The sequence below is a fragment of the Phyllobacterium sp. 628 genome (assembly GCF_014189505.1).
Lineage (GTDB): Bacteria > Pseudomonadota > Alphaproteobacteria > Rhizobiales > Rhizobiaceae > Phyllobacterium.
Genome location: NZ_CP050302.1, coordinates 46,907 through 61,074, shown reverse-complemented (window position 1 = coordinate 61,074; position 14,168 = coordinate 46,907). Strand labels below are relative to the sequence as shown.

The following is a 14,168-nucleotide window of genomic DNA, read 5'->3' as shown; positions in this document are numbered from 1 at the left end:
GCTTTTGGTTTGCCGGCACGTTACGGAATTGAGCGGGAGGTTATGTTTTGACTGAGCAGCACCGGCAGACAGCAGAAATTCGTCTGGTTGCGGTCACCGAGGCAAACCGTAAACTGGTTACATCCCTGCAGCTTGCTTATGAGCAGCTGGATTTCGTTGCGAACAATGCGGACTCTCTGGATGAGGCCGCTCTGGATGCGGACGCACGGCCACGTGCCATTTTGGCGGAAGACCGTGTGGTCGGCTTCCTGATGTACGAGGCACCTATCGACGATGATGAAGCACTAATCTACCGCTTCATGATTGATCGGGCCTTCCAGGGCAGGGGCTATGGCAGGGCTGCATTGCGCGAGCTGCTTGAGGAAATCAGGCGCCTCGGCCATGTCAGACACGTTTCGATTTGCTATGAGCCTGAGAATAAAGGCGCACGGCACCTCTATCGCACAGCGGGCTTCTTGGAAGAAGGCCTCGACGAAGACGGAGAAATGATCGCCAATCTGGACCTGCCAATTTAGGTTGGAAGGATGATCGGCTATACTCCGCTCTATAACGCGAAACCTGGTCTAACGGTTACGCGTTTGCCGGTTGATCGCAAGATTGCGGTCCTGAATATCGCGTATCAGCGTATCACTGACTTCAGATGCGGTGGGTGGCCCGCCCAGGGGCGAGGCTTGCATCCCGGCATTGCCTTGTGATGATTTCGCCGATGCTCCACGCGCACCGTTTCGCCCCATAGCGGACGGAAAAGCACCCAAGGCGCGGGCTGCCCCGGTCTGAATAGCATCATTGATCCATTGCTGTGCACCGCCTGCAATCCGCGCACTCAAAGGGATGATCTGTATCAGGAGGAAAAGGCCGGAGAAACAGACCAATACAAAGGGTGCAATCTCTTTGGTGCCTGGTATCGCCCCGTGGTCCATCGATATTTTCAGAGCAATGACAATATCCTTGATGGCAATGAGGAAGAAAGCCAGGAATGCATAGAAGAAAATTGGGATCAGCATGGTCTGGACGGCGGTGGTCAGCCAGCCGGAGAAAAACCGCGATACGCCCTGAAACAGCAAAAGAACAATAAAAACGGGAGCCAAAGCAAGCACGACCCAAAGCGCCAGTTTACAGAACAGCATCATGAAGACGGCATATCCCACAAACAGCGCGGCGGCGATCCAGACAATGCCCGAATGGACTGACGATGTCAGGGTATCTTGAGGGGGGGCTGAATTACCTGTTGGTGCAGGTGCGGGGGCTGGTGCAGGCTGAGCGGCAGGATCTGTTGATTTTCCTGCCGGTGCTGCCGGTTTGCCCGCGGCTGGAGACTGGCCGGATATTCGCGCCGATGCCAGCATGGCAATGCGATAGAAATCGTAGAGATCCCGTTCCACTGTTTGTTGAGACATGGAACCGCGCCCGACATTGATGATATTGTTCATCATCACGGAACTGACCGAGGATGGGATATCGGTGATGATGCGATACACTACGGTCTGGATAGGGCCCCATCCGGTGGCAATCGAGAAAATGACGGCGATGCGGAAGAGACGAAATACAATTTCGATAACGCTGCGTTCGCCTCTGCCTTGCCAGAAACGGAAGCCCCAAAACACCAGATAGAGCACGAGAAGCCCTGAAAAGACCGGGGCGATCTCGCTCGCAAACGCACCATAGGTCGACGCCGTGAAGCTTTTGCCCAGCTGGTCGATACTGTCTGACATCTGGGCAATGTAGTTGGGCGTCGTCTCCATTGAGGCTGGAAGCTCCTGCGATCAAGGATTGAAGAAGGTGAATATGGCTTGGTTCACCGGTCTCAACGGACCGCAATCATCGGCTGCAAACGCGGATGAGAAGACAGACAAGGAACAGGGCATTTTGAGTTTATGACCGCTCGCACAGGCGGTACAAACCATCATGATGCCAACCAGCAGGCCAAGGTTGGAAATCTTCATATCTTGTCTCCAGATTTGCAAAAGACAGGGAGCCATTTCTGCGGGTCGTCGCCGAGCCTGCTTCGTAGTTCAGTCAGTTCTTCAACTGTTTCAGCGCGTGCCGACAGAACCTTGATGAGATCGTCCATGCCGCTTAGCCGAAGCCGCGCAATGACCGACTCCTGTCCATGTTTGATCAGAAAAGACCGGCTTGCCGGATCGGCAGTCCTGATCCATTGAATCTCCCGGGCTGAAAGGCCAAAGCCAGTGCTGTGGCTTTGCAGGTCCGCACGCGGATTGGGGAAGAAGATATGTGTGGCGCTTTGTTCGATCAGCGTATTGGCAAGTGTTGAAGAAGCAATGTCCGATGCGCTCTGGGTACCGAAACCCACCACGCCATTGAACTTGCGGATTGTCTTCATCTTGTCCTTGATGAAAGCGGCAAAGACCCCGTCGTCCAGAAGACGCCACCCTTCATCGAGGAAGATCAGCAGCGGTTTTCCGTCGAGCAACTCATCCAGCCGGTGAAAAATGTACATCAGGGCAGCACTGCGGGTCAGCGGGTCATCAAGTATCTTGGTCATGTCGAAACCCGCGACATCGGACCAGGTGAAGCGGTCTTCCGGATTGTTGAACAGCCAGCCCAATTGGTCCGGACGCAACCATTTATCAAATCGTGCGAGAAGGTCATCGTCGCCCGCCCGGATTCGTCCGCGCAGCAAGGAGCCGAAGACATTGAGCGAACGTGCCTCGGGGCCAGATGCAAAGATCTGGCCAATGGCTGCCCGGATGACACTCTCTTCGCTGGCGGGGAGCGGCTCACCGTTCGGGCGGCGCAGCATCAACGAGAAAAGCTGAAGCAGGAATTCGCGATTGGCACCCGTATCCGGCAGACAAAGCGGATTGAACCCTGAGGGAACGCCCGGTTGCAGGATTTCATAATTGCCACCCAGCGCGCGAATGAAAATCTCTGCACCGCGATCCTTATCGAAAAAGATGCAGCGGGGCGTTGGCTTGATGCGCTGCGACTGCGCCATAAGAAAAGAGAGCGCTACGGTCTTACCCGAACCGGATGGGCCGATCATGGTAAAGTTGCCGAGATCGCGCACGTGGAAATTGAAGAAGTAGGCGGTCTGACTGGTTGTCTCGAGCAGAGATATGGCGCTGCCCCAATGATTGCCGCTTGGCTTGCCGCTCGGGAAATTATGCAGTGACAAAAAACCGGCGAAATTCTTGGACGAGATCATTGCAGACCGGGCAATATAGGAGAAATTTCCCGGCAACTGTGCCCAGAATGCCGGTTCACAGTTCAAATCCTCGCGCAGCCAGATAATCGCCTGATCCGTCAGCGTTGCACCGACCGAGCGGATACATTGGTCGAGCTCCTGCTTGTCGTCGCCCAGACACATTATGGAAAGGTGGTGATTGCCATAAATGGAGCGCGAGCTCAAAAGCTCATCACGCGCGCTGTTGAGCTGGCTGCCGACGACGGAACCAGCTTCGTCCGCCATGGCGATCTGCCGTGCGACGCGTTCGATCTGGCCCTGCGCCATCGGGCGATCGACAATGGCAAAGCTCTGACTGACGATGAATTCATGCGGCGCCTTCAGCAACCCATCGAGCAGCAGGGGACCCGTGTAAGGCGGATATTCGCGTACCGAAAGCATTGCCCCCATGCGGCTGTCGGATGGCGGCGTGGAACCGACAAACTCAATGGCATTGCGGCCGAAATGCAGGCGTTTCATCGCCAATGCACCATCAAGCGGCATGCGCGGCAATCGCATCTTTACGGGTTCCAAACCGTTGACGATCTGCACCAGAAATTCCAGCGGTTCGGAGAAATAGACGCCAGGTTCAGATTGCCGGATACCCAGAATGCGCGCGCCGTAATCCTGCAGGAAATCGCGGATATTCAGGACCGCATCGTTCAATTCGCGCAGGTCCTGATCTTCACCCGCAACTTCGCCTTTGCCGGCACGCCGCGAAAATATGCTTCTGGTTATCCTGTCGATAATACCGACCTGACCGCGCAGCGGGCGGCGAACAATCGTGACATACATGTCGTTGACAAACATGCGCTGTTGTTCGAGTTGCGCCATGTAGCGCCGGTTGAGTTCATCGGCAAACGGACTTTCAAATTTGCCATCGATACCCGGCTTGATGCGGCGGCGGATCATATGGCCATAGACAGCATAGCGGCTGCTGCCGAGCGCCCGTAATATCGTGTTGCGGCCTTCGAGCTTTCCGTTCAACTGCGCCATATCAGCCGTTTCGAAGCAAAAGCCATCAAGCTTCAATACGCTGACCAGCAAGCCGTCTTTTGTGCGCAACACAGTATCATCCACATGGCGCGTATAGGGAATGTGATTGGCGACCGAACGCTCACGCTTGGCGGCATCACCAAACCGCATCTCCTTGCGTATCGGGCGGGTCGTCATGTGATGTCGCCCGGCGTATAGCTTTTGATGCCCCAAACAGCCCTGGACTGTGGTGGTGTCTTGGCCGCTTTGACGCGCAGGATCATGAAAATCTGATCATCCAGCAGGGACAGGAAATAGCCGAAGCTGTGGATCGGCAAAATGAGCAGCAAAGTGAGCAGGTTCTTCGTTGCAAGAAAGACGACGGCGGTGACCACGATGTTGAACATGGCAAACATATAGGGGACACCAAACAATGTTGGTGCCTTTGTCAGTGCCTTGACCAGCGGGATCAAATCGGGAGCGTCGTCAGCAATCATGTCAATGTCCCAATGCACTCTGGAAGAAGGCCACGATCTGTGTTGATCCGAAAACCAGCACGATGCCCATGATCACGGAGCCTGCAATGCCCCAGGTAAAGCGGCCGGTCCAGGCAAGGAAGCCGCAGCTGATAACGGCAAGAATGGCGATCATCGAAGCAATCGGGCCGGTGAGAATAGTAATGAGAGTCTGCAGGACCGACTGGACCGGCTGCAGTCCGGTTTGTGCAAATGCATTGCTTGTCAGCACGGCCAAGGCAATTGAAACGATGGCGCCGTGAGCAATTGCCCGCTTGAACGGGGCAGGTGTGGAAATGGCTTTGATAAAGAGTGGTTGCAAATTCATTTTATTACTCCACGTGAAGAACAAATCCCTGAGACCATGTGCCAGGGCTATCCGGGTCCGGCTTTTCCGAAGCGGTCTTGCGTTGACGATTGACAGTTGCGACGGCGACAGGAGTGTCGTTGAACGGCTGCCATCCATAGAGATCGGTCAGGATAGCCGAGACGTAACGGACCGTTTCCGGATAAAGCGGAATGCCACGATTTTGCTCCACTGCACCCTCTCCGGCATTGTAGGCGGCGAGCACATAGAGCGGGTTGGCATATTTCTTTTCGAGCAGCTTCAGGAAGCGGATGCCACCACGGACATTGTCTTCTGAATTGCAAATATCGACATCAAAGCGTCGTGCGGTAGCGGGCATCAATTGCATCAGACCAACGGCACCTGCAGGAGAGACACTGTCCATGCGAAAGCCGCTTTCGTGCCTTGCAACGGCGACAGCAAAGTCAATGTTGAAGTGTTCGTCTTTGGCAATACGGCGAACTGTTTCTTCGCCATCCCTGGCGTTCGGCTGCTGATCGAAGTGACAGCTGACGCTATCCGGCGCAATCACCGGGGACTGTACCGGAGCCGAAGGGTTTTCGATTTTTGTAACCTTGACCGGCCCCATGGCATCTGCGTCAGCTTCGTTCGCAAAAGCGTCAGCGCTGAAACCGCTGTGGGCTGCCAGCAGCAAGACGCAAGTCAGAACGAGATTGGCCTTCCAGCTCCGGCTGCATTCGGCTCTTTTGGCAATGGAAATCATCATTGGATGCCCTTTGCTGAATGCTTGAGAAATACCGGTAACGTGCCCTCACGGGACGAGCTGCTCCTGCTTCTTTGCCGCACGTACGGATCGTAGAATATTTCGGATATGGCGCCGGGTTTGCCATCCCTGCGGCCAAGCTGGATGACGACCGGCAAGGTCGCGCGCAGGTGATCGATAATCTCGGCTTTGGAAAGGCCCGCGCCGCCACCCACACCACTCTGCATGACAAGCATTGCCAGACGCTCATAGGCAGCGCGCGGCGAATTGGCGTGTACTGTTGACAGTGATCCCGGATGGCCGGTGTTGATGGCTTGCAGGAAATCCATCGCCTCGCTGCCGCGCACCTCGCCAAGCAGCAAACGGTCGGGGCGCAAGCGCAGGGATGCTTCAACCAGACGCCGCGTATCGACCCGTGCAATATTCTGGCTGCCGCGCGAGGCAACAAGCCGGACGTGGTTGCCGTGCGGCGGCGTCAATTCAGGTGTATCTTCGATGGTGATGATACGCTCGTGGCTGGGGATTTCCTGCAGCAAAGCATTGAGAAGTGTGGTTTTGCCCGAACCCGTGCCACCTGAGATAATCATCGAAATACGCTGATGCACGGCAGCATGCAGAAACTGCTCAAGCGCGCCGTTTTCAAGAGATTGACACAGATCATGCTCATCGTCCGTGAGCTCATCCGCTCCAGCGGTAATCCGTGTCGAAAGTAGCGCACCGGCATTCACATAATCGGTCAGCGATAATCCACGAACCACCTGTTTTCGGATCGATATGGTGCCGCCATCGGGAGCAGCTGGCGGCAACACAACCTGAACACGCGATCCATCCGGCAAGGATGCGGAGAGAAGCGGTTCTTCTTCATTGACAAATTGATGGCTCGCCGCTGCCACCCGCTCGGCCATGAAGCGGATACGCTCACGTGTAAGCTCCGGCAATGCGATAGCGGCCATACCCGGTTGCGTCCCGCCTGATGCATATTCAACGAAGATTTTCCCGGGCTCGTTGACGCAGATCTCAATAACATCCGGTGCAGTCAGGAGGGAACGCAGCGGGGCGAACGCCATATCAATGAGATCGTTGTTTCGCGAAGCCAGATTCATGACGTGGCCTCGCTGGAAACACGCGGCCATTGCGTTGGATGACAGGGTGCCGGTGTCGAGCGGCTATTTCTCATAGCTATAGCGCCCATGTCGCAGTTCCTTCAGCTTTTCCCGAACTGGGTCGGGGTAAAGTTCGGAAAAATCCAGATCGCGGCGAACAAAGATCGCAACCGCAGCACCCTGATTGATCGTTATTGTTGGCGGAATGGCGAGCGAACTTTTCAGCGCTTCTCCCATCAACTGCGTAAAACTTTGGGCGGCAACAGCGGCACCTTTGGCGGCTATATTCGACCCGACATTGTTGTTTGGATACGTCGTGCTTGAGGTGGACACGCCAGTGACCGGGTTAACCACCGTCGTGGTTATCGGATTTGAGCTGATATTCTGCGTGTCATTTGATGCAGCGAGTATCTGACCGGCGGCCGAGATGGCGCTGAGCAATACGGCTGGTCCATAGCGTTTGAGATAGTGATTATTGACATCCCCGCCCATCCCGGAGCGTCCAAGTTCATCGGTGCCGATTGAACCGAGGCTGAGCGAGACGCCGTCGGCGCGCAGCAGCCGTGTCCAGACGATGAAGGCCCGCGTCTGACCTTCGGCAACGCCTGCATTATACTCGCCGATCAAACGCGATCCCGACGGTATCAAAATCCGCCGTCCATCAAACGACCAGACATCCTCCGTCGTCACCGCGCGCACCATTCCGGGAAGATCGGTCTGTACTGCTGTTTCCAAAACGCCGCGCAAGATCGTGCCCTGCGGAACAAGCGCGTCAATCCGCTTGTTTTTGTCGGCTTTGGCAACATCAACGGCTGCGCCTGACCGTGAAGCAAGAAACTGATCATTCGGATTGGCCGCCTGAAAGGTAGCCGGGCTCTTGGCCGGATCTTCAGGCTTTTTCTCCGCTTGGGCCGCCGCAGAATCTGCTGGACTTAATTCTGAAACGATCATCGGAGAGCGATATCGATCCTGCCGTTTGGCATAGTTGGCGGCTTCTTCCGCTTCTGCCCGCCGCTTTGCTTCTTCCTCAGCCCGCCGGCGTTGTGCCTCGGCATCATCGGTATCCGATGCTCGTGTGTCAGCTTTGGATACGGGTTGCGGTGCGACTGCAACCTCTTTGCGGGATGGCGGCGGTGTCAGGTTGAGCTGATCGGAATGAGATGGCAGGAATTGCCCGTCAGGAACATTTTCCGTGTCCGAAACTGTTCGGGCGCGATTAAGCAGAAGCGGCATAGCCAGCAATCCGACGCTGCCCAGGATGAGGAAGAATATAACAATCCCTGATTTCAACCCGCGCTTTGGTTCAAGAAGGCGGGAATTGGCATCTTCGTCTGCGTCCATCCGGCGGTGATAATCGTGATCGGGCATTGTCAATTTCCCTTCTCAACGATGGATTTACCGGCAACTTTGGCGGGTCTGTCAGCGATCACCGGTGGTTGATCCGGTTCCGGGGCTGATCTGCGGTTCAGATTGAAGAGGCACGTGGCATAATCACCGCGCCGCAACATCCATTGCTTGGCAATCTTGTCCACGATGATGTAGTTGCCCTCGCGCCGGTAGTTCGCAAGAATTTCCCGCTTGTCATCTTCGACAATGAAAATTGCCGGAAGGTCGCCATCAAAACGGAACCAGGTCTTCACGCCGTCATCGAAGGCATTGATCGGCTTGAGTTCTTTGTCGCCGCGAAAATGATAATCGGTGTTGGTGTTTTCATATTTGAATGCGGCGCGATTGGGCTTTGAGACCAGCCGTTCTGCTTCCGCCAGAAGCCGCGCATCGGCTTCTTCATCGGGATAGCGGAATTTGATCATGTAAGTCTGGTCCCCCACCGATTCCGGATGGGCTCGCAAGATAAAAGTATAAACGTGCTTGTCGCTGACAATGTTCATGTTGGTGGACGTCTTGGGTTCCACCGGTTTGAGAAAAATGATGTTGCCTTTTTTGTTCGGTTCAATCTTCCAGGATATGCTGTCGCCGACCGCTACCGTTTCAATCTTTTCTGCGTCGCCGAGAACGATCATCGTTGAAACGCCATAGGTGGCATCAACGCCGACCACATTGCTGGAATTGTAAATAACCGTCCGCACCCGTGCATCGGCGGTTCCGCGCTTCGGGGCGACTTCCGCATGCGCTGCATTGATGCCGCCGAGCGCCAGCATTGCCGTGATAAATACAGAAACGAAGACGGAACCGGTTTTTATCATGGCTGGCTACCGCCTGTGCCAGCGCTTTCCTGATCGCGCCGGTAGTCGACAACCTGAAAACCGAGCGGGTTCTCAAACCGCCATTCGTTCGGCATGGGTGCTTTGGAATAGTGGAAATGCAGAAGTGAAACCCAATGCTCTTCCGGTCCCGTGTCTTGGCCGATGCGCTGTGTCGAAAAACGAATGATCGCGGTGCGGCTGTTGGGAACCTGAAGCGACTTTATCTTGACGATAACCCGCGTATCGCTGCCGAAACGGTTTACCGGATTTTCGGGGTTGGATGGCCCGTAGAGATTAAGCAGATCGCGTGCGGCCTCGCCAGTCGATAGAAGCTGGGCCAGATCGTAATTTTCTTTCACCGAAGTCGGATCATAGCTCTCGCGCGCCTTGAGATAGCGCACGACATACATGCGGATTATCGCTTCGTTTTGCGTAAGGTCACCATCCGCAAGCGGTTGTTTTATCTCCATAAAACCCGTCGTCTTGTCGACTTCGATCACATAGGGCTCAAAGCTCTTGAGCGGGAGAAGCAGGACAAGGCACGCCATTGCCATACCCGCAAGGGCCGCACTGATGGCGGCAATGATCCAGGCAATTGTCCGGGAACGTTTGACCAGGCGGATGACATCGTTTTCCCAGCGAACCGCTTCACTGAAATAACGCCGGTCCGGTTCGGCCTGCGAACCGTTTTCAGTGGGTTTTTCCCTGGAGTCTGGCATGTTTGTCACTGTCGACGACACTCACAAAATAAGTTGGGAATACAAATGGCATGCAAGAAAATTGTAGAAGAATAATCCGGCGCAATGCCTGCTGGAGCAAAGCGCAATCGATATAAGTTAAGTTGTAAATATCATGCGGAGGCGGAACACAATTCGACTTTAGTCTATACTCGCGGCCTACACGCACAGGATGTAAGCTGAAATTGAACGGAGCCTTGCGTTTGGCGCCTTGCAGGAAAATGTGTCGCAGGATCAGAAGGATGTTCTGCCACGGGAAATCCCAACTATTTGGGCGGGAGCTGTTTGTTTGCTGGCAATTCAATTTGTCAGGCATATAAATGTTGAACCACTGATTTGCGATTCTCAAGCGAGAAGAAAGTTGACGCGGTGACGGACCGAACATCACCTCTGGCTCCGTTCAGGAATGACATTTTCCGAACCATATGGATCGCCAGCCTCGTCTCGAACTTTGGCTCACTGATTCAGGCTGTCGGCGCTGCGTGGATGATGACCTCAATCTCCGATTCGGTGAATATGGTGGCTTTGGTACAAGCCTCGACCGCGCTGCCCATTATGCTTTTCTCTCTCATTTCCGGTGCGCTGGCCGATAATTTTGACCGGCGAAAAGTCATGCTGGTTGCCCAGTGGTTCATGCTGCTGGTTTCGGCACTCCTGACGGCGTTTGCATATTTCGGGCTTATTACCCCCTGGCTCCTGCTGGGATTCACCTTCCTTCTGGGATGTGGGACCGCATTGAACAATCCTTCCTGGCAAGCATCCGTTGGCGATATGGTTCCGCGTGAAGACCTCGCCAATGCCGTGGCTTTGAACAGTATGGGTTTCAACATCACCCGCAGCGTTGGCCCGGCGATCGGCGGTATCATTGTTGCCGTGGCCGGTGCCGCCGCGACGTTCGCGGTCAACGCACTGAGTTATTTCGCTGTCATTTTCGCACTCATGCGCTGGCAGCCGAAAATTGATCCAAGTCCCTTGCCGCGCGAGTCGCTTGGGCGAGCGATCTCCGCAGGATTACGCTATGTCGCGATGTCGCCCAATATCGGCAAGGTTGTGATCCGTGGCTTTGTCTTTGGTCTTTCCGCCAGCGCCATTCTCGCGCTGCTGCCGCTGGTCGCACGCGATCTGGTGCATGGCGGTCCCTTGACCTATGGCATCATGCTTGGTGCATTTGGTATTGGTGCCATTGGCGGAGCCTTGCTGAGTGCCCGGCTGCGCGAATTTCTGTCGAGTGAAGCCATTGTTCGTTATGCCTTTGCCGGATTTGCGCTGAGTGCAGGCGTGACAGCGATAAGTCCCTCTGTCTGGCCAACCAATATTGCGCTGCTTTTGGCGGGGGCCTGCTGGGTTTTGGCACTATCCCTGTTTAATGTAACCGTACAGCTTTCGACGCCTCGCTGGGTTGTTGGCCGTGCTCTGTCGCTTTACCAGACCACGACTTTTGCCGGAATTGCCGGTGGCAGCTGGATATGGGGTCTGGCTGCCGAGGAGTATGGTGCAGACAAAGCTTTGCTCGCTTCCGGCGCTCTGATGCTGCTGGGTGCTGCGCTTGGTCTGCGCTATGCTTTGCCGGAGTTCAAATCGCTCAATCTCGATCCGCTCAACCGGTTCAGTGAACCCCTACTGGCGCTGGACTTGAAGCCGCGCAGTGGCCCGATCGTCATCATGATCGACTATGTGATTGCGGAAGAAGACATTCCCGAATTTCTCGCTCTTATGGCGGACCGGCGGCGGGTGCGCATCCGCGACGGGGCAGGGCAATGGGCGCTGATGCGTGATCTGGAAAACCCAGAAATATGGACCGAGAGCTATCACACACCAACTTGGGTTGAGTATGTCCGCCACAATCAGCGGCGCACCCAGGCAGATGCGGCGATTGGAGACCGCATTCGCGAGCTGCATCGCGGATCAGGTGAAATCCGTGTTCATCGGATGATCGAGCGGCAGACAATCCTGCCGCACGATATCGCCGCTCACAAAACCCCGATGGACATGCACTAAGCCGCTTATTTCTTGCGCAAAGCGTCCGCAAGCGCAGCGCCGAATGCACCTTGCGAGGCTGCCGGCTTGTTCGCGGGTGCCGGTTTGGGTTTGTAAGCATTGTTGTCAGGTCTTGGCTCGCGCGGTGCCGGAGCTGCGCCGTCCTTGCGCATGGTCAGGCTGATGCGGTTGCGCTTCACATCGATCTCGACGACCCGGACCTTGACCACGTCGCCGGCCTTTACCACCTCGTGCGCGTCCTTGACGAAACGGTCGGCCAGTTGTGACAGGTGCACAAGGCCATCCTGATGAACGCCGATATCGACAAACGCGCCAAAGGCCGCAACGTTCGTAACGGTGCCCTCAAGCATCATCCCCGGTTTCAGGTCTTTGATATTGTCGATGCCGTCCGCGAAGGAAGCAGTCTTGAATTGCGGGCGAGGATCGCGGCCCGGTTTTTCCAGTTCGGCGATGATATCGCGCACGGTTGGCAGACCGAAGCGCTCGTCCACAAACACACGCGGATCGAGTGCCTTTAAAGCCGAGCCATCGCTCATGAGCGAGCGGACATCACGGCCACAGGCGCTGACAATTTTCTTGGCAACGCCATAAGCTTCCGGGTGCACCGCTGACGCATCGAGCGGCTCGCTGCCATCGGGGATACGCAGAAACCCGGCGCATTGTTCGAAGGCACGCGGTCCGAGCCGGGCTACTTTCAGCAGGTCGCGCCTTGTCTTGAATGGTCCCACCTCATTGCGGTAGGCAATCACCGCTTCCGCCAGCGATGTCCCCAGTCCGGAAATGCGGGCGAGCAGCGGGGCGGATGCTGTGTTGAGATCAACGCCCACAGCATTCACCGCGTCTTCCACCACGCCATCAAGCGAGCGTGCCAAGCGGTATTGATCCACATCATGCTGGTACTGGCCGACACCAATGGACTTTGGTTCGATCTTGACCAGTTCGGCCAGCGGATCTTGCAAGCGGCGGGCGATGGAAACAGCGCCTCTGAGTGATACGTCAAGGTCAGGGAATTCAGCCGCCGCAGTTGCCGAGGCCGAATAAACTGACGCACCAGCCTCGCTGACGATCACCTTCAGCGGCTTGGGCGCTGGCATATCGCCCAGCACATCCGCAACAAGACGCTCCGTTTCGCGGCTGCCCGTGCCGTTGCCAATGGCAATGAGTTCGATCTTGTGTTTGACGATCAGGCGCGCAAGCTCGGCTTGTGTTCCACGCACATCATTGCGTGGCGGGAATGGGTAGACCGTGGTCGTGTCGAGCACTTTGCCCGTGCCATCGACGATCGCGACTTTCACACCCGTGCGGATGCCGGGATCAAGACCCATGGTTGCACGTGATCCGGCAGGCGCAGCCAGCAGCAAATCCTTCAGATTGCGGGCGAAGACGTGAATGGCTTCTTCTTCAGCTTTTTCACGCATTTGCGTCATCAGGTCGATGGAAAGGTTGAGGGACAGGCGCGCCCGCCATGCCCAACGCACAACGTCCATCAGCCAGTTGTCAGCAGCGCCACCATTGGGCGAAATGGAATAAGCACTGGCGATCATCCGTTCGACTGGTTTGATCGGCGATGTGTCGTCCGCATCCACTTCGATGTCCAGGGACAGGATATCTTCATTGCGGCCGCGCAGCATGGCGAGGGCACGGTGACTGGGAATCGTTGCCCAGCGTTCGAAATGGCTGAAATAGTCCGAGAACTTTGCACCAGCCTCCTGTTTGCCATCGGCAACCTTGGCGCGCAGCACAGCCTTGTCCTTCATGTGATTGCGCAGGCGTCCGACAAGATCGGCATTCTCGGAAAACGTTTCGACCAGAATATCGCGTGCCCCGTCCAGCGCCGTTTTCACATCGGGCACGTCGTCGGTCAGAAAGGTCTGGGCAAGGTCCGATGGCACAACGCGGCGATCAGCAAGAATGGTTTCCGCCAGCGGGCCAAGGCCTCGTTCACGCGCGATTTCCGCGCGGGTCCGGCGCTTGGGCTTATAGGGCAGATAGATGTCTTCGAGTTCGGCTTTGGTGACGGACGATAGAATCTTGGTTTCGAGCTCTTCGGTCAGTTTGCCCTGACTGCGGATGGAATCGATGATCGTATCGCGGCGGGCATCAAGCTCGCGCAGATAGACAAGCCGCTCGTCCAGAAGTCGCAGCTGCGTATCATCAAGCCCGCCCGTAACTTCCTTGCGATAGCGTGCGATGAAGGGAACAGTCGCGCCGCCATCCAACAGCTCAATGGCCGCATTGGCCTGATCGGGCCGGGCGTTGATCTCGGTGGCAATGATACGGGCAATGCGGGCAGTCGTGGCAGTCATACGGGTCTCATCCATCATGATCGGGCGGTGACCATAGGGCCGCATGGTGCGATCGGCAATCGTCTGGTCCGGT

The 14,168-nt window shown here is 55.9% G+C and carries 12 protein-coding genes; 2 read left to right on the top strand and 10 right to left on the bottom strand.

The features are described 5' to 3' along the window. Positions 1-47: 47 nt before the first annotated feature. Positions 48-515, top strand: a complete 468-nt coding sequence (locus tag HB779_RS20870) for an N-acetyltransferase (RefSeq protein ID WP_188346262.1) — start codon at positions 48-50, stop codon at positions 513-515. A 48-nt stretch (positions 516-563) separates the two neighbouring features. Here the strand turns inward: HB779_RS20870 and HB779_RS20865 are convergent, their stop codons facing one another. The 9 genes from HB779_RS20865 to HB779_RS20825 all read right to left on the bottom strand — a co-directional run bounded on the left by HB779_RS20865 (position 564) and on the right by HB779_RS20825 (position 9,773). Beyond that, positions 564-1,742 (bottom strand): type IV secretion system protein, encoded by a 1,179-nt coding sequence (locus HB779_RS20865; RefSeq protein ID WP_188346261.1) that lies wholly within the window; start codon positions 1,740-1,742, stop codon positions 564-566. Positions 1,743-1,939: 197 nt separating this feature from the next. Then, complete coding sequence (locus tag HB779_RS20860; RefSeq protein WP_188346260.1) at positions 1,940-4,360, bottom strand: VirB4 family type IV secretion system protein; 2,421 nt, start codon at positions 4,358-4,360, stop codon at positions 1,940-1,942. After that, positions 4,357-4,659 carry a type IV secretion system protein VirB3 gene (locus HB779_RS20855; protein ID WP_188346259.1) on the bottom strand — a complete coding sequence of 101 codons (303 nt, stop codon included), beginning with the start codon at positions 4,657-4,659 and terminating at the stop codon, positions 4,357-4,359. The genes HB779_RS20860 and HB779_RS20855 overlap by 4 nt, the downstream gene beginning before the upstream one ends. Before the next feature lies 1 nt (position 4,660). Beyond that, positions 4,661-5,005 (bottom strand): TrbC/VirB2 family protein, encoded by a 345-nt coding sequence (locus HB779_RS20850; protein WP_188346258.1) that lies wholly within the window; start codon positions 5,003-5,005, stop codon positions 4,661-4,663. Between the two features lie 4 nt (positions 5,006-5,009). After that, entirely contained in the window at positions 5,010-5,750 is a 741-nt protein-coding gene (locus tag HB779_RS20845; protein ID WP_244642792.1) for a lytic transglycosylase domain-containing protein, read from the bottom strand. Next, positions 5,747-6,850, bottom strand: coding sequence for a P-type DNA transfer ATPase VirB11 (virB11, locus tag HB779_RS20840; RefSeq protein ID WP_188346257.1), 1,104 nt, complete (start codon positions 6,848-6,850; stop codon positions 5,747-5,749). Before virB11 ends, HB779_RS20845 begins: the two co-directional genes overlap by 4 nt. Positions 6,851-6,913: 63 nt before the next feature. After that, positions 6,914-8,218, bottom strand: a complete 1,305-nt coding sequence (gene virB10 / locus HB779_RS20835; protein WP_188346256.1) for a type IV secretion system protein VirB10 — start codon at positions 8,216-8,218, stop codon at positions 6,914-6,916. 2 nt (positions 8,219-8,220) lie between these two features. Further along, the gene (virB9, locus tag HB779_RS20830) at positions 8,221-9,054 is read right to left on the bottom strand and encodes a P-type conjugative transfer protein VirB9 (protein WP_188346255.1); all 834 of its coding nucleotides are present in this window, start codon (positions 9,052-9,054) and stop codon (positions 8,221-8,223) included. Continuing rightward, positions 9,051-9,773 (bottom strand): virB8 family protein, encoded by a 723-nt coding sequence (locus HB779_RS20825; protein ID WP_188346254.1) that lies wholly within the window; start codon positions 9,771-9,773, stop codon positions 9,051-9,053. Before HB779_RS20825 ends, virB9 begins: the two co-directional genes overlap by 4 nt. 387 nt (positions 9,774-10,160) lie before the next feature. Between HB779_RS20825 and HB779_RS20820 the strand changes: the two genes are divergently transcribed. Continuing rightward, positions 10,161-11,789, top strand: a complete 1,629-nt coding sequence (locus HB779_RS20820) for an MFS transporter (RefSeq protein ID WP_188346253.1) — start codon at positions 10,161-10,163, stop codon at positions 11,787-11,789. 5 nt (positions 11,790-11,794) lie between these two features. Here the strand turns inward: HB779_RS20820 and HB779_RS20815 are convergent, their stop codons facing one another. Then, positions 11,795-14,095 carry a Tex family protein gene (locus HB779_RS20815; RefSeq protein ID WP_188346252.1) on the bottom strand — a complete coding sequence of 767 codons (2,301 nt, stop codon included), beginning with the start codon at positions 14,093-14,095 and terminating at the stop codon, positions 11,795-11,797. Between the last annotated feature and the right edge of the window lie 73 nt (positions 14,096-14,168).